The organism is Erwinia amylovora (assembly GCF_017161565.1).
Taxonomy (GTDB): Bacteria; Pseudomonadota; Gammaproteobacteria; order Enterobacterales; family Enterobacteriaceae; genus Erwinia; species Erwinia amylovora.
The window spans coordinates 1-24675 of record NZ_CP066796.1 but is presented as its reverse complement, the minus strand read 5'-3'; the positions used below and the strand labels follow the sequence as shown (position 1 = coordinate 24675).

General features: G+C 54.3%; 22 protein-coding genes. 11 read left to right on the top strand and 11 right to left on the bottom strand.

Annotation, left to right across the window (positions count from 1 at the left end; genetic code table 11):
• Positions 1-218 precede the first annotated feature (218 nt).
• The 5 genes from fdhE (at position 219) to JGC47_RS00090 (ending at position 4340) form a co-directional block, all read left to right on the top strand.
• A complete protein-coding gene (fdhE, locus tag JGC47_RS00110) occupies positions 219-1127 on the top strand; it encodes a formate dehydrogenase accessory protein FdhE (protein ID WP_004161120.1) in 909 nt (302 codons plus the stop codon).
• 2 nt (positions 1128-1129) lie between these two features.
• Positions 1130-1741 (top strand): glutathione S-transferase, encoded by a 612-nt coding sequence (locus JGC47_RS00105; protein ID WP_004161122.1) that lies wholly within the window; start codon positions 1130-1132, stop codon positions 1739-1741.
• Positions 1742-1773: 32 nt separating this feature from the next.
• Positions 1774-2337 (top strand): DNA-3-methyladenine glycosylase I, encoded by a 564-nt coding sequence (locus JGC47_RS00100; RefSeq protein ID WP_004167378.1) that lies wholly within the window; start codon positions 1774-1776, stop codon positions 2335-2337.
• A gap of 129 nt (positions 2338-2466) precedes the next feature.
• Entirely contained in the window at positions 2467-3114 is a 648-nt protein-coding gene (locus JGC47_RS00095) for an OmpA family lipoprotein (protein ID WP_371410425.1), read from the top strand.
• Between the two features lie 182 nt (positions 3115-3296).
• Positions 3297-4340: a LacI family DNA-binding transcriptional regulator gene (locus JGC47_RS00090; protein ID WP_004161128.1), complete on the top strand. Its 1044-nt coding sequence runs from the start codon at positions 3297-3299 to the stop codon at positions 4338-4340.
• A 287-nt stretch (positions 4341-4627) separates the two neighbouring features.
• On the opposite strand, the gene JGC47_RS00085 is transcribed toward JGC47_RS00090, so the two are convergent.
• Entirely contained in the window at positions 4628-4885 is a 258-nt protein-coding gene (locus tag JGC47_RS00085; protein ID WP_004161129.1) for a hypothetical protein, read from the bottom strand.
• Between the two features lie 190 nt (positions 4886-5075).
• Complete coding sequence (locus JGC47_RS00080; protein WP_004161138.1) at positions 5076-6665, bottom strand: protein-tyrosine phosphatase family protein; 1590 nt, start codon at positions 6663-6665, stop codon at positions 5076-5078.
• Positions 6666-7259: 594 nt separating this feature from the next.
• Between JGC47_RS00080 and JGC47_RS00075 the strand changes: the two genes are divergently transcribed.
• The 4 genes from JGC47_RS00075 to ghrB all read left to right on the top strand — a co-directional run bounded on the left by JGC47_RS00075 (position 7260) and on the right by ghrB (position 11348).
• Positions 7260-8009: a hypothetical protein gene (locus JGC47_RS00075; protein WP_004161140.1), complete on the top strand. Its 750-nt coding sequence runs from the start codon at positions 7260-7262 to the stop codon at positions 8007-8009.
• A gap of 3 nt (positions 8010-8012) precedes the next feature.
• Positions 8013-8966: a sugar kinase gene (locus JGC47_RS00070; protein WP_004161144.1), complete on the top strand. Its 954-nt coding sequence runs from the start codon at positions 8013-8015 to the stop codon at positions 8964-8966.
• A 78-nt stretch (positions 8967-9044) separates the two neighbouring features.
• Positions 9045-10331 (top strand): MFS transporter, encoded by a 1287-nt coding sequence (locus JGC47_RS00065; RefSeq protein WP_004161146.1) that lies wholly within the window; start codon positions 9045-9047, stop codon positions 10329-10331.
• Between the two features lie 51 nt (positions 10332-10382).
• Positions 10383-11348, top strand: a complete 966-nt coding sequence (gene ghrB, locus JGC47_RS00060; RefSeq protein ID WP_004161154.1) for a glyoxylate/hydroxypyruvate reductase GhrB — start codon at positions 10383-10385, stop codon at positions 11346-11348.
• A 299-nt stretch (positions 11349-11647) separates the two neighbouring features.
• Here ghrB and JGC47_RS00055 read toward each other — a convergent pair whose 3' ends face one another.
• Complete coding sequence (locus JGC47_RS00055) at positions 11648-11860, bottom strand: hypothetical protein (protein WP_127133440.1); 213 nt, start codon at positions 11858-11860, stop codon at positions 11648-11650.
• A gap of 153 nt (positions 11861-12013) precedes the next feature.
• Positions 12014-13222 (bottom strand): aldose 1-epimerase family protein, encoded by a 1209-nt coding sequence (locus JGC47_RS00050; RefSeq protein WP_004161156.1) that lies wholly within the window; start codon positions 13220-13222, stop codon positions 12014-12016.
• A gap of 325 nt (positions 13223-13547) precedes the next feature.
• On the opposite strand from JGC47_RS00050, the gene JGC47_RS00045 reads away from it, so the two are divergent.
• A complete protein-coding gene (locus JGC47_RS00045; RefSeq protein ID WP_004161159.1) occupies positions 13548-14798 on the top strand; it encodes a valine--pyruvate transaminase in 1251 nt (416 codons plus the stop codon).
• Between the two features lie 37 nt (positions 14799-14835).
• Here the strand turns inward: JGC47_RS00045 and ibpA are convergent, their stop codons facing one another.
• The gene (ibpA, locus tag JGC47_RS00040; protein ID WP_004161161.1) at positions 14836-15255 is read right to left on the bottom strand and encodes a small heat shock chaperone IbpA; all 420 of its coding nucleotides are present in this window, start codon (positions 15253-15255) and stop codon (positions 14836-14838) included.
• A 311-nt stretch (positions 15256-15566) separates the two neighbouring features.
• On the opposite strand from ibpA, the gene JGC47_RS00035 reads away from it, so the two are divergent.
• The gene (locus JGC47_RS00035; RefSeq protein WP_004161163.1) at positions 15567-15929 is read left to right on the top strand and encodes a YceK/YidQ family lipoprotein; all 363 of its coding nucleotides are present in this window, start codon (positions 15567-15569) and stop codon (positions 15927-15929) included.
• Here the strand turns inward: JGC47_RS00035 and JGC47_RS00030 are convergent.
• The 6 genes from JGC47_RS00030 to dnaA form a co-directional block, all read right to left on the bottom strand.
• Entirely contained in the window at positions 15871-17178 is a 1308-nt protein-coding gene (locus JGC47_RS00030) for a YidR family protein (RefSeq protein ID WP_004161166.1), read from the bottom strand. The two genes, JGC47_RS00035 and JGC47_RS00030, sit on opposite strands and share 59 nt — an antisense overlap.
• 78 nt (positions 17179-17256) lie before the next feature.
• Positions 17257-18066, bottom strand: coding sequence for a sugar-phosphatase (gene yidA / locus JGC47_RS00025; RefSeq protein ID WP_004161167.1), 810 nt, complete (start codon positions 18064-18066; stop codon positions 17257-17259).
• Between the two features lie 415 nt (positions 18067-18481).
• The gene (gene gyrB, locus JGC47_RS00020; RefSeq protein ID WP_004161169.1) at positions 18482-20890 is read right to left on the bottom strand and encodes a DNA topoisomerase (ATP-hydrolyzing) subunit B; all 2409 of its coding nucleotides are present in this window, start codon (positions 20888-20890) and stop codon (positions 18482-18484) included.
• 17 nt (positions 20891-20907) lie between these two features.
• Positions 20908-21993 carry a DNA replication/repair protein RecF gene (recF, locus tag JGC47_RS00015; protein ID WP_004161170.1) on the bottom strand — a complete coding sequence of 362 codons (1086 nt, stop codon included), beginning with the start codon at positions 21991-21993 and terminating at the stop codon, positions 20908-20910.
• Between the two features lie 187 nt (positions 21994-22180).
• Positions 22181-23281, bottom strand: a complete 1101-nt coding sequence (gene dnaN / locus JGC47_RS00010) for a DNA polymerase III subunit beta (protein ID WP_004161178.1) — start codon at positions 23279-23281, stop codon at positions 22181-22183.
• A gap of 2 nt (positions 23282-23283) precedes the next feature.
• A complete protein-coding gene (gene dnaA, locus JGC47_RS00005) occupies positions 23284-24675 on the bottom strand; it encodes a chromosomal replication initiator protein DnaA (protein ID WP_004161180.1) in 1392 nt (463 codons plus the stop codon).

The following is a 24675-nucleotide window of genomic DNA, read 5'->3' as shown; positions in this document are numbered from 1 at the left end:
TCAAGAATTTGCACGATGCACTGGGCTGATTCCGGCAAAAAAGCAGAATCCGGCGCTGGCGGGGACTATAATCTCCGCCAGAAGCGGGTATTCTTGATGATAACTGCCCCGTTTCATCTGGTACGATGACTTCGCTGCGATCGGCCGGGCGAAATAAATTTGCTATTGCCGCGTGCGCACACGGCAAAACAGCTATAAACAACCGAAAAAGGTCTCTGATGACGATTCGCATTATCCCGCAAGATCCACAGGAGAAAAGCGATCGGACGGTGGATGACGCCATCCCGCCCTTACTTTTCCCCAGGCTGAAGCATTCTTACAGCCGGCGCGCCGCGCGCTTGCGCCAGCTGGCAGCAAAAAATCCTTTGGGCGACTATCTGCGTTTTGCTGCGGTCATTGCCAGCGCGCAGGAAGTCGTGCTGTACGACCATCCGCTGCGGATGGATCTGCTCGCCCGCCTGGAGGAAAGCGCCCGCCTCGGCAAACCTCCGCTTGATATCACCACCCAACCACGCGATGCGCACTGGCAGCGGCTGCTGCATTCGCTGATTGCCGAGCTTAAGCCGGAAATGACCGGTCAGGCGCTTTCGGTGCTGGAAAACCTGGAGAAATCTTCATCTGCCGAGCTGGAAGCCATGGCCAGCGCGCTATTTGCCAATGAGTTCGCTAAAGTAAACAGTGATAAAGCGCCGTTTATCTGGGCCGCCCTGTCAATCTGTTGGGCACAGATGGCCGCGCTTATTCCAGGCAAGGCGCGGGTTCAGGCTGGTGGGCAGCGCCAGTTTTGCCCGGTATGCGCCAGCGTGCCGGTCTCCGGCATGGTGCATATGGACGGCGTGCGCTACCTGCACTGCAATCTGTGCGAAAGCGAGTGGCATGTGACGGAGGCCCGTTGTAGCAACTGTGAACAAACGCGTGACCTGCATTACTGGTCGCTCGACAGTGCGGCGATCAAGGCTGAAAGCTGCGGCGACTGCGGTACGTGGCTGAAACTGCTGCATCAGGAAAAGGATCCGGCGGTCGACCCGGTTGCGGATGATCTGGCATCGCTTATCCTTGATGCACGCATGGAGCAGGAAGGTTTTGCCCGTAGCAGTTTAAATCCTTTTTTATTCCCGGGGGAATAACGATGAAGCTCATTGGTAATTACACCAGCCCGTATGTCCGCAAAATTTCAGTGCTGCTGCTGGAAAAAGGGATCACTTTTGAGTTTGTTAACCAGTCGCCGTGGCATGCTGAAAGCCATGTTAAAGACTACAACCCGTTAGGCAAGGTCCCGGCGCTGGTCACCGATGCGGGGAGCACCTGGTTTAACTCGCCGATTATCGCCTCTTGGCTCGAACTGCACCATCCTGAACCGGCCTTTTTGCCGGCCGATCCCCAATCTGCGCTGGCGGTGCGCCAGCTGGAGACGCTGGCCGATGGGGTATGTGATGCCGCACTGCTTATCGTGCGGGAGCAGCAAAAAGACCCGAGCCAGCAGTGCGCTGATGAAATGCTGCGCCAGCGCGATAAAATCAAGCGTGGGCTGGACGCGCTTGAAGCCGCAGCCGCAGAGGGATTGGGGTTGAACGGCACGCAGCTCACGTTGGCGGATATCGCCACTGCCTGCACGCTGGGCTACCTGAATTTCCGCCGGGTAGCACCCGACTGGTGCGTGGGTCGTCCACAGCTGGTTGCGCTGGTCACCACCCTGTTTCAGCGTGACAGCTTTGCGCGGACCGAGCCGCCCGCCAGCTGAATTCATACATTTCCACTATGGGGAAGAGCGCCATGCAACGTTGCGGCTGGGTGTCTGACGACCCGCTGTATGTTGCCTACCACGACAGTGAATGGGGCGTTCCTCAAACCGACACGCAATCATTATTTGAGATGATCTGCCTTGAAGGCCAGGTCGCCGGGCTGTCCTGGCTGACGGTACTAAAAAAACGTGAGAACTATCGCCGTCTGTTTCACCGTTTTGATGTGCAGGCGGTGGCAAAGATGGATGAGGCGGATATCGAGCGGCTAATGCAAGAGCGCGGTATTATCCGCCATCGCGGCAAGATTGCTGCAATTATTGCCAATGCCCGCGCCCTGCTGCGGATGGAAGCAGCCGGAGAACCTTTTGAGGCGTTTATCTGGAGCTTCGTCGAACATCGGCCGCAAATAAGCCATTTTAGCGACTATCGCCACATACCGACCACCAGCGCAGCTTCCGACGCCATGTCAAAAGCATTGAAAAAGCGCGGCTTCAAGTTTGTCGGCTCCACCACCTGTTACTCATTTATGCAGGCATGCGGGCTGCTTTGCGAGCACGTCAGCGGCTGTTTTCGCCATCCCGACAACAAAAAATAGCCACGGGTGATCAATTTGGGAATTAGCCTAACCCATTAACCCTTGTTTCAGCAGCATAATTGGCCTGTTAACGGGCATCGTTGTCCAATTGCTGTAATGAAAGGGAACCCCATGAAGAAAAAAAGCGTTATGACTCTCGCCCTGCTATTGAGCGGAACTGTTGCCCTGACGGGCTGTACCACTAACCCTTACACCGGCGAGCGCGAAGCAGGCAAGTCCGGTATTGGCGCGGGCATCGGTGCTGCACTGGGTGCCGGGGTGGGGATGCTCTCCTCCTCGAAAAAAGATCGCGGCAAAGGCGCGCTGATCGGTGCCACAGCAGGCGCGGCGCTGGGCGGCGGTGCGGGCTATTATATGGATGTGCAGGAAGCGAAACTGCGTGACAAGATGAAAGGCACCGGCGTAAGCGTGACGCGCAGTGGCGACAATATCGTGCTGAACATGCCTAATAATGTCACCTTTGACTCCAGCAGCAGTACGCTGAAGCCGGCGGGTGCCAATACCCTGACAGGGGTGGCGATGGTGCTGAAAGAGTACCCGAAAACCGCCGTTAACGTTGTCGGGTACACCGATAGCAGCGGCAGCCGCCAGCTGAATATGAACCTCTCGCAGCAACGTGCTGATGGCGTAGGCAGCGCCTTGATCGCTCAGGGTGTCGCCGCTAACCGCGTACGCACCAACGGCATGGGCCCGGATAATCCTGTCGCCTCTAACAGCAGCGCCGAAGGTAAAGCGCAAAACCGACGCGTTGAAATTACGCTTAGCCCGCTGCAGTAATTCGACCGGCTTCGTCCTTGCAGGGCAGGGCTTTATCATTTCCCCGTTGCCATTAACGGTATGACAAACAACCGGAAATGAATATCTCTCTGCCCTTCAGATGCCCTGACCATTTAAGCTGAAACCTGATTTGGTGCGGCAGTTATGATAGTCTCGATCTATTGTTAACCCCGGGGAACACCATGAACCGTAAAGCCGCCAAAGCCACCATCAGCGATGTTGCTAAAGCCGCCAATACCGGAAAAACCAGCGTTTCCCGCTATCTTAACGGCGAACTAAGCGCATTATCGACCGATCTCAAAACGCGCATTGAACGCGCCATTACCCAACTTAACTATCGCCCCAGTCAGATGGCGCGTGGCCTGAAACGCGGGCGCACACGCTTAATCGGCCTGATTATCGCGGATATTACCAATCCCTATTCAATCAATATGCTGAGCGGTATTGAAGCCGCCTGCCGCGCCAACGGCTTCACCCTTCTGATGTGTAATACCAATAATGAAATCGATCTGGAACAGCATTACCTCAATCTGTTGAACAGCTACCAGGTAGAGGGGATTGTGGTTAACGCGGTGGGGATGCGCGAAGAGGCGCTGAGCCAGCTACAGCAGTCGCAGCTGCCGATGGTATTGATCGACCGTAAAATTGCCGATTTTCATTGTGACGTTATCGGTCTGGATAATCATGCTGCTGCGTGGCTGGCGACCGAACACCTGCTGGCACGGGGCTACCGGGCGCTGCTGTTTATCAGCGAACCGCTGGGCCTGGTCAATACCCGGCTGGAGCGCGCAAACAGCTTCCGCCAGTGCATGGCACAGCAGCCACAACGGGTTGCGGAGCTGGCTGAAATCGCATCGGGTGACAGTCAGCGGCTGGAGCAGGTGCTGCGCGAATTCCATCAGCGCCATCACGCCGCCCCCTGCGCGGTGATGGTGGTCAACGGCGCACTGACGCTTCAGGTCGCCCGCGCGCTGCGCCGTCTTGATCTCAACTGGGGCCAGCACATTGGCCTGTTGGGCTTTGATGAGCTGGACTGGGCCGAGCTGGCCGGCGTAGGCATCACCACGCTGAAACAGCCGACCTGGCAGATGGGCTACGCCGCCCTTGAACAGGTTTTGAGGCGCATTGAGGGTGATGATGCCCCGATTGATGAACAGCGATTCAGCGGCGAACTGATTGTCCGGGGATCGACCGCCGGGAGCCGCGGAGAGCAGGAAGTTGAGTAAAGAGAACAACAGCAGCCACTGCCGTGATAAGACAGTGGCCGAATCGTTATTGAGCTTGCTCTTTCACAAAGCGGCTCAATGAGGCCCAAAGTTTAGCACTGGCCGCTATCTGAGCGCGACCAGAGCATGACACGGCGATTAAACTCACCTTCCCCGGTTAGTTGCAGGTTTTGCGATGCAGCCTTTATCTCTGCTGAATGATCCTGATGTTGCCTGTGTTTCGTTGAGAGTCCGTTACACGGGGCGTTTGCCGGGCGGATTGACACACGCAGTTGCTTGCTGATTTTTCAAGCAATTTTTACACTTTCAAGCTTGTTTTTAAGATTCTCACACGCTTTTGCATGACTTGCATCATCATGACCCAGACGATTAAAACGAGGCCCCATATCCAGTACCAAATCCGGACGTGCCTGTACTGCACTCAACAGCTTACCAGCAAAGTTCAAGTTTTTTTCAGTATTGTATTTTTCCGCCAGTTTCACCGCAGCTTGCGGGCTTCTGAATACATGAGCATTAATATAGATGTGTAAATGTTTTATGTGCATGATTAACCCTGTTAAGTTCTGCTTTATGACGGGTCAGATGTATTTCACCCACCATATTGAATGGTACCAATCACTCCGCGTAATCGGGATGTATAAGAATGAAAAGATCTGCCTGGCTGATTTTATTACCCATCTTCAGCGTAATTTTCTGCATATCCGCTAAAATCAACTCATGATAGATAACCCTGCTCTAGCTCAGCGCTGTAAAGGCATCAATAAAATATCCTGCACGGTGTGCCCCTTCAGGGCGACATATTATCGGCACTAATTTATCAGGATCCTTAACAGCTCTACTTCCTTTATTTTGATAAGCATCCACACTTTTATTCCGAAGTTTAATCAGATAAGCCACAATATTATAGATAACATTTTTACTCGGTCTGCCAGTGACAGGCCAGTTGTAAATATGAACCACTGGCACATTGATTTTAACCTTATCATCAGAAATGCTCATCGAATAAGCAACAGCCTTTAACTCCCCAAATTGGATCTTTGCGGTTTCCACAGATCGGGTCTTAAGTCCTGATGGATATTCATGTTCCTGGGTGAAAAATCCAGCCGCACTTTCTTTTAACTGTACCGGGCTAAATTCATTCAATGCTGTCAAAACAGTAAGAACGGGAGTGCGGTTATCGAAAATTCTTTGCACTTTACTTTCCACATTGTCCTGTGAAGGGAGGTTGCGGATCCTAAAGATTTTTTTCTGGCCAGCAGAAATTGTTCTTTCAGTGATCAGGTCTTCAGCCAGTGGTGCAGGTGCTTTCGCATCTCTACGGGGAAGTAGTGGAGGGGGTACTTCTTCGCTCTTGCCCGTTCCTTTCTGTTCAAATGCTCCTGATTCTTCTGTTGGTAATGATGTGATCAGATTTCGCCCTAGTGATAGAGCAATTTTTACGAAACACTCCAGCTGCTCACTGTTCTGAACCATTGACCCATTGCGGCTTCTACGCATATCCTCAACAATTTCTTGCACGCTTATATCGTTTTGCAGGGCTGTAGTAGCAATAAACACCCCGGTGCGTCCCACCCCCGCACGGCAGTGTACAAACGGTAGCCCTTCATTTTGCATTTTCCTGACAAGGCCATTAGCTTCCAGGATTGCCTCAGGGCTTAAAGTCCCATGGTCTGGCCATTTGAGAACATGAAACACTTTAACAGGGTAATCGTCGCCACAACCCTTTATAACCAGCTCATAAATGTGCATCGTTGAATTATCGCGTAGTTGTTGGGTGTCAATTTTTTCAGATGAAGTGGTAACTCCTTCATTATAGTCCCCTGCAATGCCAAAGTAGTTCGGCATTTTATTCATCGGGTCTTTGATTTCATCTTCCGAGGCTAAAACAACAATCCCCGCACATTTTTCTGCTACTATCATTTTGAAATAATTTACTAACTGCCCTTCCAGGGGGTATTGACCGGCAATAGCACAGTATTTACCTCCGATCTTAATTTTATTAGCATTGAGATCTTCACCTACCCGGGTTTCATTTAATGCTAATACATCATTGAAACGATTTATCTTATTATTATTTTGGGCAAAATAACGGGGATCGTTTGCAACCGGTCGCATCTCCTCTTTTACTTCTTCCAGTCTTTTTTCTAAAAACTCCCTCTCGGACGTTGATGTCAACGCTGGCGATTTCATTAAATTTTCGGAAGTGTTCTTTGCTACCTCCACCTGAGAGAGAACCGGAGATCTTGATGATTGATTAACAGATGCAAGCTCAAAATATTTTTCAGAACGGGGGGGGATTGGTGGCAGAGCGGAGTTTGGAATCATTTTTAGCCTTATTATTATCTAACAAGCAGCAGACATAATTTTATTATATATCGCTGGCCATTATATTAATAATGGCGGAATGATTTATCATAAAACGCTAATCTTTTAACTGAAGATTTATTTTTGGTGAGCAATAGCATTCTGGCTGCCGCCCGGAATGGGAACGTCATCATCGCAGCCGCGTGAGGCGCGCTGTTCGAATCTAAATTCACCCTCCGCCCCTGAAAGGATGCATCAGAAAAGGATCCGTTATCTCTCTGAATCCGCATTCTCACCCGCAAGCAAAATTAAAATGATTTGTTATGACTGGCTAACATCGTTTTCCGATCTTTTTCATCCATTCTGCCGATCTTTTTGTGGGTCAGCGACGCTTTCCGTATTATGCCGCTTCAATGAAATAACAGATCCGTGAAAAGCAGGCCTTTGAACACGTTTTGCCATTTGACCGGTATCCTCCACTTTCGCCTCCTGTCACGTTAAGAAAAATCCCCAGCTCAACGTAGCGGTATCTGGGGCGTCATCATAAGTTACATCTTTGTCTCTTTCCTTTGGAACCGGTTCCATCTACATTTTTAACATGCAAATGGAGGATCCATGAAGAGAGATGTGATTGTCGTCACCGCTGCCTACGGTCAGCAGCAGGTCGCGGCGCTGGGCGGCCAGCAGGCGCTGCTGCCGATTATTGCCGCCGCCGGGGCCGATGGCGTTGAGATCCGCCGTGAGCTGTTTACCCCACAGCAGCTGACGCAGTTACCACAACTGGCGCAGGCGATTGCTGCTGCGCAGTTGGTGGCGTTTTACTCGGTACCTGAAGCGCTGTTTATGCCGGATGGCTCGCTTAACCCACGGCTGGATCTACACTTTGCTGAAGCGCAGCAGCTGAATGCGCGCATGCTGAAATATGCCCTGGGCCATTTTCAGCCGGGTTTTGACGGCGGCGAGCTGCGCAGCAGGCTGGCGGGGAAAACGGTACAGCTGGTGGTGGAAAACGATCAGACCGACTGCGGCAGACTCACTGCCTTTCAGCGCTTCTTCCAGGCCGATGAAGCGAGCCGTATCATCAGCGGCATGACTTTTGATATGGCTAACTGGCTGTGGGTGGGCGATCGACCGATCGACGCGGCTGGATCTCTGAGCCGCCATGTTGACTACATCCATGTGAAAGCCGCTGCGCCGCAGGGTAGCGGCTGGCGAGCTGTGGCGCTCGATCAGGCCGACAGTTTGTGGCGTGAAACGCTGGCGTTACTGCCGGGCGACGTGCCGCGCGCCATTGAGTTTCCGCTGGAGGGCAGCGACCTGGTGGCGACGACCCGGCATTACGTTGACCTGCTGCGCGAGGTATAAGACATGACTATTGATGCCAATGGCACGCTGGATGCCGTCACCATCGGTGAAGCGATGGCAATGTTTGTCGCTGCTGAAGCAGGCGATCTCGCCACGGTGACCCGTTTTACCAAACGCATTGCGGGGGCAGAACTGAATGTGGCGATTGGCCTGGCGCGCCTGGGACTGAAAGTGGGTTGGGTTAGCCGCATTGGTGACGACTCCTTTGGCCGTTTTACCTGCCAGCAGCTGGACAAGGAAGGAGTCGATCGCCGCCACGTGACGCCGGACAGACGTTACCCCACCGGATTTCAGCTCAAGTCGAAAGTCGATGATGGTTCCGATCCGCTGGTGGAGTATTTCCGTAAAGGCTCCGCCGCCAGCCATCTGTCGCCGGCAGATTTTGATCGTGACTATTTCGGCAGCGCGCGTCATCTGCATCTTAGCGGCGTGGCAGCGGCCATCTCCGACTATTCGCTGGCCCTGTCGCTGTATGCGGCACGCGAAATGAAAGCGATGGGTAAGACCATCTCCTTCGATCCCAATCTGCGCCCGGTGCTGTGGTCAAGCGAGCAGGAGATGGTCAGGCAGCTGAATAATCTGGCGCAATATGCCGACTGGGTACTGCCGGGCATTAACGAAGGGAAAATCCTTACCGGCTATCACCAGCCGGAAGCTATCGCCGATTTTTATCTGGCAATGGGCGCCAAAGCGGTGGTGATCAAGATCGGCTGCGATGGAGCCTGGTACAAAACCGCTGACGGTGACCATGGCCAGGTGGCAGCGGTGAAAACCGATAACGTCATTGATACCGTCGGAGCCGGTGACGGCTTTGCGGTTGGCGTGATCAGCGCACTGCTGGAAGGAAAATCGTTACCCGCAGCGGTTCTGCGCGGCAACAAAATCGGGTCGCTGGCGATTCAGGCCATCGGCGACAGCGAAGGATTACCGACGCGCACCAAACTGGGTGATTTCTAAGCGACTGCCCTGACCGGAATATAACAAAACCGCATCGCCCTACCCGACAAGAGAATGCGGCCACCGAGGATCAGAACTATGAGCAATCAGACAATCGCGCCAAAACGCTGGTGGTATATCATGCCCATCGTGTTTATCAGCTACAGCCTGGCGTACCTGGATCGTGCCAATTTCAGCTTCGCCTCCGCTGCGGGGATCAACGAAGATCTGGGGATAACCAAAGGCGTAGCGTCCCTGCTGGGCGCGCTGTTCTTTCTCGGCTACTTCTTTTTTCAGATCCCCGGTGCTATCTACGCCGAGCGGCGCAGCGTTAAGAAGCTGGTGTTCTGGTGCCTGATCTTGTGGGGCATTTGCGCCACGCTAACCGGACTGGTGAGCAATATTCCGATGCTGGCGGCAATCCGCTTCACGCTGGGCGTGGTTGAAGCCGCAGTCATGCCCGCAATGCTGATTTATATCAGCAACTGGTTTGTCAAATCAGAGCGATCACGCGCCAATACCTTTTTGATGCTTGGTAATCCGGTCACCGTGCTGTGGATGTCGGTGGTCTCCGGTTATCTGATCAACGCCTTCGGCTGGCGCGAGATGTTTATTATTGAGGGCTTCCCGGCGGTGATCTGGGCAGTCGTCTGGTGGCTCCTGGTGCAGGACAAACCGGCGCAGGCAAAATGGCTGAGCGATGGCGAAAAAGCCGCGCTGCAGGCCGAGCTGGAGAGAGAGCAGAAAAATCTGAAGGCAGTACGCAATTACGTTGAAGCGTTCAAATCGCGCAACGTGATTATTTTGTGCACGCAGTATTTTTGCTGGAGTATCGGCGTGTACGGCTTTGTGCTGTGGCTGCCATCCATTCTGCGCAACGGCACGCAGATGGGGATGGTGGAGGCAGGCTGGCTCTCTTCAGTCCCCTACCTGGCGGCCACCGTGGCGATGATCGTCGTCTCATGGGCGTCGGATAAGTTACAAAACCGCAAAGTATTTGTCTGGCCGCTGCTGCTGATTGGTGCGCTGGCCTTTATCGGCTCGTATCTGGTTGGCACCGGCAATTTCTGGCTGTCCTATGCGCTGCTGGCGGTGGCCGGGGCAGCAATGTATGCCCCCTATGGCCCGTTCTTTGCCATTATCCCGGAAATGCTGCCGCGTAACGTTGCCGGCGGCGCGATGGCGCTGATCAACGCGATGGGCGCGCTGGGTTCTTTCCTCGGATCCTGGGTAGTGGGTTATCTGAACGGGGCGACCGGCAGCCCGTCAGTATCCTACATCTTTATGGGCGGAGCGCTGCTGATTGCGGTCTGGCTGACGATGATCGTTAAACCGACAGATCACCAGCCACCGCCGCTACCTCATGGTGCGCTGTCGCCAAAATGAGGGCAATACAGTTACGCACTGACTTATTCACTTCTTAACAGGGAGATCCGCATGAAACCTTGCGTGGTGCTGTATAAATCATTACCCGAAGATCTGCGTAAACGGCTGGATGTACATTGCGATGTAACCGAAATCAGCGGGTTAACCCCGGATAATATCGCCAGACATGCGGAAACGTTCCGCCAGGCAGAGGGTATTCTCGGTTCCGGCGGCAAAGTTGACGCGGACTTTTTGCGTCAGGCACCGAAGCTGCGCGTGGCATCAAGCATTTCCGTCGGCTATGACAATTTTGACCTGGCTGCGTTAAACGATCGCGGCGTGCTGCTGATGCACACGCCAACGGTGCTGACCGAAACCGTTGCCGATACCATGATGGCGCTGGTGTTGAGTAGCGCACGGCGGGTGGTAGAACTGGCTGAACGCGTCAAATCCGGCGAGTGGCGCGGCAGTATTCCTTCAGACTGGTTCGGCATTGACGTGCACCATAAAAAGCTCGGTATCCTCGGCATGGGGCGTATCGGGTTGGCACTGGCACAACGTGCTCATCTCGGCTTCGGCATGCCAATCCTTTACAACGCCCGCAGGCGTCATGAAGAAGCCGAACGGCGTTTTGACGCCCGCTACTGCAACCTCGATACGCTGCTGGCTGAATCGGATTTTCTGTGCATCAGCCTGCCGCTAACCGAACAGACTCACCATTTGATTGGTGGTGAGCAGCTGGCAAAAATGAAGCGCAGCGCGGTACTGATCAACGCCGGACGTGGTCCGGTGGTCGACGAGCAGGCGCTGATTGCCGCGCTAAAGGATGGCACGTTGCATGCTGCAGGGCTGGATGTGTTTGAGCAGGAGCCGCTGCCGGTCAGCTCGGAGCTGCTGGCGCTGCGCAATGTCGTGGCGCTGCCGCATATTGGTTCCGCCACCCATGAAACGCGCTACGGCATGGCAAAGGATGCGGTAGACAATCTGATTGCCGCGCTGAACGGTAAGGTTGAGAAGAACTGCGTGAATCCCCGTTAACGGCACGACCGGGCGCCGCTGTTGGGTGCATATTCAGCACTGCCCGCCTGGCAGAAAGGTCGCCATCGCGGCCTTTCTGCTTTATATCGCCCTGAACGGGCGCAGGGCAGCCCCTGGCGGGACGTGTTCTGTACTGACGATGCAGATGATTTATGGAGAGTGGAGCGGACATGAGATCGCCCTCATCTTACAGAAAGACACCGCGTCTTCGGGGGTAAGCAATTTTTTCTTCGGCGCAATAGAGACGCCGACGATAATCGTTTTTCCTGAATAAGTAAGATCTTTGACTTCAGATTTCGTCAGACTGGCGTTTTATCTGATGACACGCTTCCTTCTTTTTTTGCACTTCCTTCAGCGCTTAAGTCCCCTTTTTGAAGGTTTTTTTTCGTTTCTGAACTGTTTCCCGCCCGGCTTAACGTGCGGATTAAACCGTTTTGGTGTGCGTTTTCACTCTTCACGGGACGAGGAGTCCCTGGTGCCGAAGCTGTCGTTTTTTCTACTCCACTCATCATATTACCTCTGTAAATGTCTGGATGTCAGAAAACCACTTTCAGTCTACTGCAGGCTTTGTATACCTGACATACACCACATTGGTTAAGACAGGATGTGCATCCGAAGTGAGCGCCTGCTGGGGCGCTCAGGCTATCGCACAAACGTGGGGCTGATTATTCTTTCGCAATCGGCGTTTCGTTTACCGCCACGGCTTGGTTGCCCTGAATCCGGCGCACGCGCTGTTCCACTTCCTGTACCGCACCGGCATCCTTCAGCAACGTGTAGGTCAGTGTAAACCCGGTGCTTTGCCCCGGCTGTAGCTGTTTCACCCGTCCCTGCTGTTTCTCTATCGTCACCGGATAAGCGTAGTTAGTACCAGGCTCAATGCCGGTAACATAGCCCTGCTTAAGCGTATCGGTGTTCTTCCACAGGGTTAGCAGTGGCAGCTGGCGGGTATCAAATTCGATCGATGCCCCTTTATCGCCTTTACTGTTGATCAGCGCCGCCACGGTTTTGCCGCTGGCGTCCGCTTTCGGCACCAGGTTAAACACCATTTCATCGAAATCTTTAGTCGGAGCGCCATAGCTGTCCCAGCCTTTCAGCCCTTTTTTCGCGTAGTCATTAAACGGCGAAACCGATTTTAACGGTGCAATAAAGCGCGCCTCCTTTTCGAGGATTGGCGTACCGAAATTGCTGTGATAGATAATCTGGTAATCGTGGGGATAATCGGCCTGATTAGTTAACACGTCATCTACGGTAAATGAATCGGAACCCGGCACATAGCGCAGCTCGGTCCAGGTTTCGAGTTTGGCCTTTTTGAAGGTGGCCTCCTTCAGCAGTCCGCGAATGCGGATCTCATGCGGAGCGCGATCGTCCACCGTCACTTCTACCTTCGATGCCGGGGTATTTCCCGCCTTACCGTGCAGGGTATAGAGCACCCCGTCTTTGTTGACCGGGTGACCCGTCCACTCAAAGCCGCAGCGCACCATCATCTCGTTGAAACCTTCCAGCCAGCCTGTGCCGTTACGGCTTTCCAGGTTCATATACGCCGGGTTGACTACCTCCTGAACCGGGGAGTCCCAACCCAGGCGAACGCCGTGACCGTTAACATGCAGCAGATCCATGCCACGGCTGGGGCTTAGCGCGATAGTCAAACCGTTTTGGCTGGTTAGGATCAGCACTTTGCTACCCTCCTGTTTGCCGCCATGCAGGACTTTTTGCTCAATGCTGAAGCGCTCCCCCGACAGTTTCAGCTGCTGACTGTCTACCTGCCAGTTTCCCTTTTCGACGCCGCTTTCAGCATCGGTCAGCAGCCAGCTTTGTGCTGCCGCCTGGCCGCTGATCACCGCCATCACCACTCCTGCCAGAACGCTTTTTTTCATCTTTTTTACACCTTTAGCTGAATTGATTTAGCTTGAACCGCGCCAAGACTACAAATGTCAGCAGGATAAAAATGTGACAGCCATCACCGCCTGATTGATTACTGTTATTAACTTAATAAAACGCGTACTGCATCACTCATTAATAAGTGAAATGGTTTACTTGCAGGAATAATGTGTAATGGTTAACGGTTTTTACCCGAAGGAATAAAAGCGATTCAGCCAGTAAGGTTGCACAGGGGCCGAGCCTGTCCCCCCGGTTATTGCATCATACCGATACTGACGTTAAGGTGGTGCCCTGGTGAAGGTAACAAGTGATTAACAGGGTATGAGCTTTTCAGCATTCGGTGAAAAATTTACGCGGCATTCAGGTATTGCACGTCTGATGGAAGATATGGATGAAGGGCTACGAACCCCTGGGGCTGTCATGTTGGGCGGCGGCAATCCTGCGCAAATCCCGGAGATGAACGACTATTTCCAGCAGTTGCTGCAACAGATGCACGAACAGGGAAAGCTGACGGAAGCGCTATGCAACTACGATGGCCCACGCGGTAAAAGCGCCCTGCTGGATTCGCTTTCCGGGCTGCTGCGCGAGCAGTTCGGCTGGCAAATTACGCCGCAAAATATTGCGCTCACTAACGGCAGTCAGAGTGCCTTCTTCTATCTGTTCAATCTGTACGCCGGTCGCCGTAATGATGGCAGCAAGAAACGCGTACTGTTCCCGCTGGCCCCGGAATATCTGGGCTATGCCGACGCGGGGCTGGACGAGGACCTGTTCGTCTCAACGCGCCCCAATATCGAAATGCTGCCGCAAGGACAGTTTAAATATCACGTCGATTTTGAGCATCTGCACATTGGTGAAGATACCGGTTTGATCTGCGTTTCACGCCCGACCAACCCCACTGGTAACGTGATCACCGATGAAGAACTTCTTAAGCTGGACGCGCTGGCACAGCAGCACGATATTCCGCTGCTGATTGATAATGCCTACGGTGTGCCGTTTCCCGGCATTATCTTCAGTGAAGTACGCCCGCTGTGGAACCCGAACATTATCCTGTGTATGAGCCTGTCAAAACTCGGGCTGCCCGGATCACGCTGCGGCATCATTATTGCCGATGAGAAGGTCATCTCCGCGGTCGGTAATATGAACGGCATCATCAGCCTGGCACCCGGCAGCATTGGCCCGGCTATCGCGAATGAAATGATCCTGCGCGGTGACCTGCTGCGGCTGTCAGAGCAGGTAATAAAACCGTTTTATCAGCAGCGCGTTAACCAGACGATTGCCGTTATTCGCCGCTATTTAGCGCCAGATCGCTGCCTGATCCATAAACCTGAAGGAGCGATATTCCTCTGGCTGTGGTTCAGAGACCTGCCGATAACCACGGAAGTGCTGTACCAGCGCCTCAAACAGCGCGGCGTATTGATGGTGCCCGGGCAGTTCTTCTTTCCCGGGCTTGAGCAGGCGTGGCCGCATACGCATCAGTGTCTGCGCATGAACTATGTGCCGGACAGCGAAAAAATTGAACGCGGCGTTGCCATTCTGGCAGAAGAAGTTGAGCGGGCGCACCGCGAAGGGTAATTGCAGGGCCGCCGTATGGCGACCCGCGTGAGGGGGGTTATTTCACAATTTCAATGCGTCGTGGCTGGTTGGCTTCAGGCACCACGCGTTCCAAATCGATATACAGTAAACCATTCTCCAGCCGCGCATCACGTACATGTACATGCTCAGCCAGCTGGAATTTGCGCTCAAAGTTGCGCTCGGCGATCCCCTGATACAGCCAGGTTCGCTCCTGCTGTTCGTCAGGGTGCGAACCGCGTACGCTCAGAAGATTATCGTGGGAGGTGATCTCCAGTTCGCTTTCGGCGAACCCCGCCACGGCAATCGTGATACGGTAGTGATTCTCGGCCACCAGCTCAACGTTATAGGGAGGATAACCCCCGTTATTTCCCTGATTCTGACTGGTTTCCAGCAGGTTAATCAGACGGTCAAAACCAATGGATGAACGGTAAAGCGGGGCAAGGTCGAAATTACGCATTTTCAGCTCCTGATATTCAGCAAGTTGTTGATAAGCATTACCGACCCTCCGTAATGGACGGGTCGTCGCAGCAGAAAGCACTGCCCTGTCGGCACAGTTTCTTCTTAGCGTAGTCTTAAAATGGTGATGTCTGCTACGCTTTCAAGGGCGTGAATGTTGTTTTTTTTAACCTGAGAGCGGCGAATGTCTTACACTCAAGGATAAGCTAATCGGTATGGCGTGCCAGCCGCTACAGAGTGGAGATGAATGAGTTTTACAGCACGTTGGCAACCATTTTCGGCAAGGCTTGTGATGACTGAAGGGATGATAAAATGAAAGCATTTAAGCGTTGCCATATTGCCGGCGTTGTTGCCTGTTTGTCTCTGGCCAGTACCGGCGGCTGCTCAAGTATGATGGCACACACCGGCCCGAATATGGGTTACTACCCAGGCACAAGGGCCAGCGCAGCGGTTCTGACCGATGAAAACAGCAGCTGGATAATACGGCCGATGGCGGCTGTCGACCTGCCTTTCTCTGCCATACTCGATACGCTGCTGTTGCCGGTGGACTATATTACCTCTGGCGATCGCGACTCGCCCGGCGAACGCGTGCGCCGCAGCGAGCAGGCCAACTGCACTAACGCCGTGATGTCGCAGACGGTCGCTCCCGCGGCCGCTGGTCGACCTGCACAGTAAATATCTGACGGTAACCCGCGCAGTCGCGCAAAAATGCCACCCGCTTTCCATCTGGAGAAAAGACCACCGCATCCGCTACCGGCGGCGCCTCGCTACGCTCGCCGATCCTGTGCAGCGCGCCGCTGACGACATCGCAGAGGGTGATGCGGTTATCACATACAAATGCCAGCTGGCGGCCATCAGGATGCCAGCTAAATGCTGACTGAATATCACTGGCGCAACGCGTTACCTGACGAGGCGAGCCTCCCTGCGGAGAAACCGTCCACAGCTGTACCACCCCTGTATCATCCCTCATCAAAAAGGCGATCGCACTACCGTCGGGCGAACTGCGCAACCAGTGGCGTGGCGTGGTCACCAGGCCAGGATAAGGTCGTTGCGAGGTATAAGTCAGGCGCTTTTGCCGTACTCCGGCGGGCGGCGCGGGCAACGTCGTCGCCGTCCCTTGCAGAGGCGCTTCACCGGCCACCGCATAATCAGCATTTTTCTCCGGCAGATCGACGATAAACACCTCCGCGACTTTCTCGCCGCTGGCGGAAAGCGTGTCACCGATAAACGCCAGCGCCCAGCGTTGACGGCTGCCATCGGCGCGCAGATAGCCCCGGTTGCCTACCCAACCCTCTTCATAAGCACGATTGATCTCGTCGCTGCCTGGCTGCGGCGCAGCCGTGGTGCGGCTGACCAGCACGCAATAATGGCTGCCATCGTATTCACGCGGATGACTTTTCGGCGGGCAGACCGCATGCAGCGGTAGCGCGATAGCCACGTTGCGCAGATCCTGCCGCGCGTCCCATTCATGCATCACATGGTCGTTATAGGTAAAGCTCAGGCGCGACCCGTCCGGGCTGAAGACATGCACATGGGAACCACCGCGCAGCGCACCCGCGGTAAACGGCGGGGTGATATCACAGGCGTCAAGGTTCTCTGCCCGCCCCTGTTGCACGACCACGCCACGCCGGTGGTGAAAATCATAATGCCAGTGGCTGTCCGGGTGCTCCGGGCCATGAATAAACACATAGCGGGGCGGCAGATCGGGGCTGGCGGTCACCACACCGACATGGGCGCCATCGCGGGCCTGGTACAGTACTTCGATTTTGCCGCTGCTGATATGAACCCGCTCAATGGTCAGGCCGGTAAAAGAGGCACCGCTGGGGCGAACGTCGTAAACCAGCCACTGGCTGTCGGCGGTCCAGACGTTAATATTGGTAAGCTGATGATGACGCGGCGCAAAAGTGAGCTGCTTTTCTTTCATCGGAAACACCCTTAGCACAGTTTTGCTAAGGGTAATCCATTCGCGGCCATGATGGTACCAGCTAAAAAATCCGGATGATTAAAGTACGAACTTCTCAATCGCCCAGGCAACACCGTCTTCCGCGTTGGTTTTGCTGACAAACTGTGCCACGGCCTTCACTTTTTCAATGCCATTGCCCATTGCCACGCCGGTACCGGCATACTCCAGCATCGCCAGGTCATTTTCCTGATCGCCAATCGCCATCACTTCTTCGCGCGCCAGTCCCAGCCGCTCTGTCAGCAGCTGTACTCCGGCCCCTTTATTGACGCGCTTATCAAGGATCTCCAGGTAGTAAGGCGAACTTTTCATAATGGTATAGCGCTGAAACGCTTCCTGTGGGATGCGGGCAATGGCGGTGTCCAGCAGCTCAGGAGGATCGATCATCATCACCTTCGGGAAAGTCAGGCTTCGATCCATCTCACTGACGCTGCGGTGACGCAGAGGGATCCCGGTCATCCACGCCTCATGAACGGTGTATTCGCTGATATCCTTATTTGGGGTAAACAGCTCGGTTTTGCTTAGCGCCTGAAAATGCACGCCCAGCGCCCGGGAAAGCCGCTCAAAATAGAGATAATCATCGAAGTTAAGCGCCACTTCCGCCACGCACTCGCCGTCAGCCGCCTGCTGCACCAGCGCGCCATTATTGGTAATGCAGTACTGACCTTGCTGCTGTAAATCCAGCTCCTTCAGGTAGCGCTGTACGCCAATAAACGGGCGTCCGGTGGCCAGGACAATCACCACCCCACGATCGCGCGCCGTTTGAATGGCCTGCTTCACCCGTGGCGTCACCTCATGCTGCGGATTAAGCAGCGTGCCGTCCATATCAATCGCAATCAGTTTAATCGCCATACCATCCTCGTTAGCTAACCGTGTCTCTTTATGCTAGCGCGATCCAGCTTATGATGACCAGCCGGACGATGCGAAACTTAATACAACGGTGGGCCGCCTTCTTAAGCAACCGTGATATCGTCGATTATCAAGCTTCACCACTGCCGGGCGATAAGGCTGTTTGTTATGAATGAATGACTGGATACCCTCGCAAATATGTTTATTGGGTGGCCAGCAGGAAATAATAAAAAAAGACGTCAGGGCAAATACCTTAAGGGGCTACCACTGCGTAAAATACCCGACCTGTCGCCGAAAAAAGAGCAGCCGGAAGGGAAACAGGCACGGTAACGAAAGGAGATATCGTTTGGATAAGGCAGGCGGGGAGCCGATCGGGCAATCCGGCAGCGCTGAGGCTGCCGGATAGTCCAGTACGGCATCAGATATCGATATTCGCGGCGCGCAGAGCGTTTTCTTCGATAAAGGCACGACGAGGTTCTACCGCGTCACCCATCAGCGTGGTAAACAGCTGATCGGCGGCAACGGCGTCTTTGATGGTGACGCGCAGCATACGGCGGCTGTCCGGGTCCATGGTGGTTTCCCACAGCTGTTCCGGGTTCATCTCTCCCAGCCCTTTGTAGCGCTGAACCGACAGCCCACGGCGCGACTCTTTGCCTAACCAGTCAATCGCCTGTTCAAAGCTGGCAATTGGCTGACGGCGTTCGCCACGTTCGATATACGCATCTTCTTCGATCAGGCCACGCAACTGCTCGCCAAGCGCGCATATTTTGCGGTATTCGCCGCCGAGGATAAATTCGTTATCCAGCGGGTAATCGGTATCCACACCGTGGGTGCGTACGCGCAGTACCGGCTCGAAGAGGTGCAGTTCGCGGTTTTCACGCACCACGCCGTTATAGCTGCTGCCGTGCTGATCGTTTTCGTTAAGATAGGTTACCAGGCCATCCAGCCAGGTATTTACCGGCGCTTGCGCCGTCAAATCACTCAGGGTGGCGTGGTAGATCAGCGCGTTCAGCAGCGCCATCGGATAGCGGCGCTCCATGCGTTTGATCATTTTGCGCGTGCTGTTGAACTCAGACACCAGGTCTTCCAGCGGCTTGCCGCCCAGCGCCGGAGCGCTGGCGTTGGCGTGCAGCGTGGCACCGTCAAGAGCAATAGCGATTTGGTACTGATCCATCGCCTCATCGTCTTTAATATACTGTTCCTGCTTGCCTTTTTTCACTTTGTACAGCGGCGGCTGCGCGATATAGACGTGGCCACGCTCGATGATTTCCGGCATCTGACGATAGAAGAAGGTCAACAGCAGCGTACGGATATGTGAACCATCAACGTCAGCATCGGTCATGATGATAATGCTGTGATAGCGCAGTTTGTCCGGGTTGTATTCGTCGCGGCCAATGCCGCAGCCCAGCGCGGTGATCAGCGTTGCCACTTCCTGTGAAGCCAGCATCTTATCAAAGCGCGCTTTCTCCACGTTGAGGATTTTACCTTTCAACGGCAGGATGGCCTGATTTTTGCGGTTACGCCCCTGTTTGGCAGATCCTCCCGCGGAGTCACCCTCCACCAGGTAGATTTCAGACAGCGCCGGATCGCGTTCCTGGCAGTCAGCCAGCTTGCCCGGCAGCCCCGCCAGGTCCAGCGCGCCTTTACGGCGGGTCATCTCACGCGCGCGGCGCGCCGCTTCACGCGCACGAGCCGCATCAATAATTTTACCGACCACGATTTTCGCATCGCCCGGATGTTCCAGCAGGTATTCAGACAGCAGTTCGTTCATCTGCTGCTCAACCGCCGATTTCACCTCAGAGGAAACCAGTTTGTCTTTAGTCTGTGAGGAGAATTTCGGATCCGGCACTTTGACCGATACCACCGCGATCAGCCCTTCACGCGCGTCGTCACCGGTGGCGCTGACTTTGGCTTTCTTGCTGTAGCCTTCTTTATCCATGTAGGCGTTCAGGGTGCGGGTCATGGCGGCACGGAAGCCCGCCAGGTGCGTACCGCCGTCGCGCTGCGGAATATTGTTGGTAAAGCAGTAGATATTTTCCTGGAAACCATCGTTCCACTGCAGGGCCACTTCCACGCCGATGCCATCTTTCTCGGTGGAGAAATAGAACACGTTGGGGTGGATCGGGGTTTTGTTTTTGTTCAGGTACTCAACGAACGCTTTGATACCACCTTCGTAGTGGTAATGGTCGTTTTTGCCGTCACGCTTATCTTCCAGCTTGATGGATACGCCGGAGTTCAGGAACGACAGCTCACGCAGACGTTTTGCCAGTATTTCGTATTCGAATTCAACAACGTTAGTAAAGGTTTGATGACTAGGCCAGAAACGCACCCGCGTTCCGGTCAAATCGGTTTCGCCGGTGACATTCAGCGCGGCCTGTGGCACGCCGTGAACGTAGACCTGCTGGTGGACTTTGCCTTCACGGCGGATGGTCAGTTCCAGTTTTTCCGACAGGGCGTTAACCACGGAAACACCCACGCCGTGCAGGCCGCCGGAAACTTTATAGGAGTTATCATCAAACTTCCCGCCCGCATGCAGCACGGTCATGATCACTTCAGCGGCAGAGATCCCCTCTTCTTCGTGGATACCGGTAGGAATACCACGACCGTCATCCTGTACCGAGACAGAGTTGTCGGCATGAATGGTCACAAGAATATCGGAGCAGTGACCGGCGAGGGCTTCGTCAATGGCGTTATCCACGACCTCAAATACCATGTGATGCAGACCGGTGCCGTCATCCGTATCGCCGATATACATACCCGGGCGCTTGCGTACCGCATCCAGCCCCTTGAGAACTTTGATACTGGAGGAGTCATAAGAATTCGACATCAACTTTTCTCGCTCGTTTAATCTTCAGATTGAACCGCTATTTTACCCTGTTCTACGTGGAACATCTTGCCCTTTTCGTCAGCCATGTCGAAGACGTGCTCCGCGGCAATGGCACTGACAAAAACCTGGGCCTGAGTGGCTTTTAAGTGCGCTGCCAACAGCTGACGGCGCGTTTCATCCAGCTCAGAGGCAAAATCATCTATCAGATACAGGCAACGTCGCCCGTTCTGTCGGGTGAGAAACTCACCCTGCGCCAGCCTCAGGGCGCACATCAGCAGCTTTAACTGGCCGCGTGACAGTAAATCTTCCACCGGCGTGCCCTCTGCACGAATACGGAAATCCGCTTTGTGCGGGCCGCTGGCGGTGTAGGTGAGCGCACGATCGCGCTCAAAGTTGCGTTCGAGCAGTTCGGCGTAACCGCTGTCTTTATCCCAACCGCGCTGAAATGAGAAACTCAGCTGAAACTCGGGCAGAAACTGCGCACAGGTGGCGTTGATATCGGCCGCGATAGCCTCGCTGTAGGCCGCCCGCCACTGGCTTATCTGTTCTGCCAGCGGAGCCAGCTCCTGATCCCAGGCGCGGATCTGTTGATAGCGCGATACCTGGCGCAGCGCAGCGTTACGCTGTTTCAGCAGCCTGCGCAGATTACTCCATGCGTTGAAAAATCCCGGTTCGTTGTGAAAACAGCCCCAGTCGATATAGGCGCGGCGATATTTTGGTCCGCCGTTAAGCAGGGTGAACCCTTCCGGCGTAATCAGCTGCATGGGCAACATCTGCGCCAGTTCGGCAACTTTATGGCCATCGCTGCCGTCGATGCGCACCTTGCTGTCACCGGCGCGGTTTTTCGTCAGCCCGACGGAGATTTCACGTTCGGTAGCCGCAATACGCCCGTGTAACACAAAAGCATCCCGATCGTGGCGGATCACGCGACCGGCCTGCAAACTGCGGAATGCCCGGCCGTGCCCAAGGGTGTAAATCGCTTCCAGCACGCTGGTTTTGCCACTGCCGTTCGGTCCGACGAGGAAATTAAACCCCGGAGCCAGCGCCAGGTCCGCATCTTCAATGTTACGGAAGTCTTTGATAAGAAGGCGGGTTAATGCCATAGCGGAGGAAATCCTAAAACAGGCGGTGTGATAACAGCGCCTTGTCTTTTTTGTACTACAGGCCAGGGCGTCAATAACGCCGCCATTTTTGGCTGTGGCAGGGCGCAAAAAACATCGCGTACACAGGGTACAAGATAATCTTGCACGCTGCCCCTTGCCAGAATGGCAGGCAGGTTAGCCCGATAAATTACAATCTCATCGGCATAACGACATAGGCGGCAGACTGACTGGCTGCATCCTCGATCTGCACGCTGGAAACGGAATCGGTCAGTAACAGGCGCACGTTTTCGCACTTCAGCGCGTTCAACACGTCTAAAACGTAGCTGACGTTAAAACCGATTTCGAGGTCGGTGCCACCGTAGGTAACATCCAGCATCTCTTCCGCTTCTTCCTGCTCCGGGTTATTGGCGGTAATTTTTAGCTGATTTTCGCTGATATGCAGGCGAACACCACGGAACTTCTCATTTGAGAGGATCGCCGCACGGGCAAAAGCCTGCTTCAGCAGGTCACAGCCGGCATCGAGGGTTTTATCCGGGTTCTTTGGCAATACGCGGCGATAATCCGGGAAACGGCCATCTACCAGCTTAGAAGTGAAGATAAAGTCACCGACATGAGCACGGATGTTATTGCTGCCGATTTGGACCTGCAACAGGCTGTCGCCAGCGTCCAGCAAGCGCACCAGCTCAATAACGCCTTTACGCGGCACGATCACCGAATGGCTCGGCAACGACTGGCCGACCGGCATGGAACATACCGCCAGGCGATGACCGTCGGTGGCGACGGTGCGCAGCTCTTCACCTTCAGTCTCAAATAACATACCGTTCAGGTAGTAACGCACGTCCTGATGAGCCATCGAAAACTGGGTGGCTTCAATCAGGCGCTTCATGGTGGCCTGCGGCAAGGTAAACTCAACCTCGCTTTGCCAGTCATCAAGGTTAGGGAAATCGCTGGCTGGCAGGGTGGACAGAGAGAACCGGCTGCGGCCGGAGCGCACCAGCATCCTTTCGCCTTCCAGGATCACCGCGATCTCGGCACCTTCCGGCAAACCACGGCAGATATCAAAGAATTTGCGCGCGGGCACGGTGGTCGCACCCGGCTGATGATCCTGCGCCAGCGCCACGCGCGCCACCATTTCCATTTCCAAATCGGTACCGGTCAGCAACAGAGTGCCTTCCGTTACCTGTAACAACAGGTTGCCAAGAATAGGCAGTGTTGGACGGCCACCCAGCGGACTGCTTACCTGCTGTAATGGCTTGAGTAAACGCTCACGTTCTACAGTAAATTTCATAGTCAGGAAGATAATGTTCTGATTAGATTAGAGAAATCTTCTTTAATGTCGTGACTCTCTTCACGCAACTGCTCGATTTTGCGGCAGGCGTGTAGCACCGTAGTATGATCACGACCCCCGAAAGCATCACCGATTTCCGGCAGGCTATGGTTGGTCAGTTCTTTAGCCATCGCCATCGCCATCTGGCGCGGGCGGGCTACCGAACGCGAGCGACGCTTCGACAGCAGATCGGCCACTTTAATTTTATAGTATTCAGCCACCGTCTTCTGAATATTATCGATGGTCACCAGCTTCTCCTGCAATGCCAGCAGGTCGCGCAGCGCTTCACGGACAAAATCGATGGTAATAGCACGGCCGGTGAAGTTGGCATTGGCAATCACCCGGTTCAGCGCCCCTTCCAGTTCACGCACGTTCGAACGCAGACGTTTAGCAATAAAGAAAGCCACTTCACCCGGCAGGCGAATATCATTTTCATCGGCTTTCTTCATCAGGATCGCAACGCGGGTTTCCAGCTCCGGCGGCTCGATCGCCACCGTCAATCCCCAGCCAAAGCGCGATTTCAGGCGATCTTCCACCCCGTTGATCTCTTTTGGGTAACGATCCGAGGTCAAAATGATCTGCTGATTGCCTTCCAACAGGGCGTTAAAGGTGTGGAAAAACTCTTCCTGCGATCGCTCTTTATTGGCAAAGAATTGAATATCATCAATCAATAACGCATCGACCGATCGGTAATAGCGTTTGAACTCTTCAATCGCATTATTCTGCAACGCCTTGACCATGTCCTGCACGAAACGCTCGGAGTGCATATACACCACTTTCGCGTTGGGCTTGCGCGCCATGATCCCGTTCCCCACCGCATGCAGCAGGTGAGTTTTACCAAGGCCGGTGCCGCCATAAAGAAACAGAGGGTTATACGCCCCGCCGGGGTTATCGGCCACCTGACGTGCCGCCGCACGCGCCAGCTGGTTGGATTTACCCTCGACGAAGTTGTCAAAGTTATGCCGGGTATTCACGTTCGAACGATAGGATAACTCCGCCAGCGCGGGCGCGTTGTCCCAGCTTGGTCGGGTCGGTGCCGGGCGGCTTACCACGCCGGGTGCGCTGGCATGCGCACTGGCCATCACCGGCTGGCTGACGGTTTGAGCCACAGGCTTGCTGCCGACTTCAAAACGCAGTAAAGGAACATTAGCGCCACAAAAATTATTGAGCAGTGCATTGATATTGTTCAGGTATTTGTCCCGAACCCAGTCGAGCACAAAACGGTTTGGTGCATACAAGGCCAGCGTATTATCGTTCAGTTCAGCCTGCAAGGGGCGTATCCACATGCTGAATTCGGTGGCAGGTAGTTCATCCTGCAGGCGGGCAAGACACTGTTGCCAAAGCGTAAGTGACAC

Coding starts and splice junctions, on each gene's coding strand:
- JGC47_RS00080 (WP_004161138.1), bottom strand. CDS start 6,665: ATGATTCCAAACTCCGCTCTGCCACCAATCCCCCCCCGTTCTGAAAAA.
- JGC47_RS00070 (WP_004161144.1), top strand. CDS start 8,013: ATGACTATTGATGCCAATGGCACGCTGGATGCCGTCACCATCGGTGAA.
- JGC47_RS00050 (WP_004161156.1), bottom strand. CDS start 13,222: ATGAAAAAAAGCGTTCTGGCAGGAGTGGTGATGGCGGTGATCAGCGGC.
- JGC47_RS00085 (WP_004161129.1), bottom strand. CDS start 4,885: ATGCACATAAAACATTTACACATCTATATTAATGCTCATGTATTCAGA.
- JGC47_RS00045 (WP_004161159.1), top strand. CDS start 13,548: ATGAGCTTTTCAGCATTCGGTGAAAAATTTACGCGGCATTCAGGTATT.
- JGC47_RS00030 (WP_004161166.1), bottom strand. CDS start 17,178: ATGAAAGAAAAGCAGCTCACTTTTGCGCCGCGTCATCATCAGCTTACC.
- JGC47_RS00105 (WP_004161122.1), top strand. CDS start 1,130: ATGAAGCTCATTGGTAATTACACCAGCCCGTATGTCCGCAAAATTTCA.
- ghrB (WP_004161154.1), top strand. CDS start 10,383: ATGAAACCTTGCGTGGTGCTGTATAAATCATTACCCGAAGATCTGCGT.
- JGC47_RS00075 (WP_004161140.1), top strand. CDS start 7,260: ATGAAGAGAGATGTGATTGTCGTCACCGCTGCCTACGGTCAGCAGCAG.
- yidA (WP_004161167.1), bottom strand. CDS start 18,066: ATGGCGATTAAACTGATTGCGATTGATATGGACGGCACGCTGCTTAAT.
- JGC47_RS00100 (WP_004167378.1), top strand. CDS start 1,774: ATGCAACGTTGCGGCTGGGTGTCTGACGACCCGCTGTATGTTGCCTAC.
- JGC47_RS00090 (WP_004161128.1), top strand. CDS start 3,297: ATGAACCGTAAAGCCGCCAAAGCCACCATCAGCGATGTTGCTAAAGCC.
- ibpA (WP_004161161.1), bottom strand. CDS start 15,255: ATGCGTAATTTCGACCTTGCCCCGCTTTACCGTTCATCCATTGGTTTT.
- gyrB (WP_004161169.1), bottom strand. CDS start 20,890: ATGTCGAATTCTTATGACTCCTCCAGTATCAAAGTTCTCAAGGGGCTG.
- recF (WP_004161170.1), bottom strand. CDS start 21,993: ATGGCATTAACCCGCCTTCTTATCAAAGACTTCCGTAACATTGAAGAT.
- JGC47_RS00095 (WP_371410425.1), top strand. CDS start 2,467: ATGACTCTCGCCCTGCTATTGAGCGGAACTGTTGCCCTGACGGGCTGT.
- fdhE (WP_004161120.1), top strand. CDS start 219: ATGACGATTCGCATTATCCCGCAAGATCCACAGGAGAAAAGCGATCGG.
- JGC47_RS00055 (WP_127133440.1), bottom strand. CDS start 11,860: ATGATGAGTGGAGTAGAAAAAACGACAGCTTCGGCACCAGGGACTCCT.
- JGC47_RS00035 (WP_004161163.1), top strand. CDS start 15,567: ATGAAAGCATTTAAGCGTTGCCATATTGCCGGCGTTGTTGCCTGTTTG.
- dnaN (WP_004161178.1), bottom strand. CDS start 23,281: ATGAAATTTACTGTAGAACGTGAGCGTTTACTCAAGCCATTACAGCAG.
- JGC47_RS00065 (WP_004161146.1), top strand. CDS start 9,045: ATGAGCAATCAGACAATCGCGCCAAAACGCTGGTGGTATATCATGCCC.